Source organism: Vibrio sp. 1401, from assembly GCF_033340295.1.
In genome coordinates this window covers 1-630 of the sequence record NZ_JAWOWF010000492.1, presented here as the reverse complement: position 1 = coordinate 630, position 630 = coordinate 1, and the positions used below count along the sequence as shown (strand labels likewise).

Sequence of the window (630 nt, the reverse complement as noted above, 5' to 3'; positions counted from 1 at the left end):
ACATTGGCCGACATTCACGAAGTGCTCAAAAAAAGAGGAATACGATTAGTCCTCGCGGGAAGAAAACGCCGCTTGCGTCAATGGTGTGAGTTAACGGGAATAAGCACCAGCGAAGGCGGGATTTTGCTGCGTGCCGATATGTACCTTGCGATCAAACTCAGTGGTAGCTACCTCAGTGCAGTCGGTGAAGGGATTGTTCCGACCGTGCAAAAAGAACCCGACTTGGAACAACCACCAAAGCCAATTCCAGAAGTGGCTTAAGCGACAGTCGAAGACGGAGCCGATGGGCTCCGTTCTTTCTCTAACTCTTCTGCCTTATTTCTTTGGCACTTCCAATTGCATTTCAGGCATGGCTTGTCGTTTCGCTTTTAACTTGCGCCACACAATCCAAGCCACAATAGCAATCAAAAGCATCACTACGTTGCCGACCGCAATGATGATCATGCTGCGTTTACGCTCAGCTTCGCGCTCTGCAATGATGCGTTTTTCCATCTCAATACGGCGTTGCTCGGCCAGCTCTGCTTCTTTGGCGATGCGGGCAGTTTCTAAATCCACTTCATCAACGGCACTGAAGGTTTGTTCTTGAATAGGAAACACTCGTGCACGCTGGGTTGCGAAATCCGTTGCAAA

The 630-nt window shown here is 49.5% G+C and carries 2 pseudogenes; one reads left to right on the top strand and one right to left on the bottom strand.

The features are described from left to right. Positions 1-261 (top strand): annotated as a pseudogene (locus tag R7Z77_RS26410) (sodium-independent anion transporter); the annotation flags it as partial. A 54-nt stretch (positions 262-315) separates the two neighbouring features. Here the strand turns inward: R7Z77_RS26410 and R7Z77_RS26405 are convergent. Beyond that, a pseudogene (locus R7Z77_RS26405) lies at positions 316-630 on the bottom strand (TIGR03503 family protein); the annotation flags it as partial.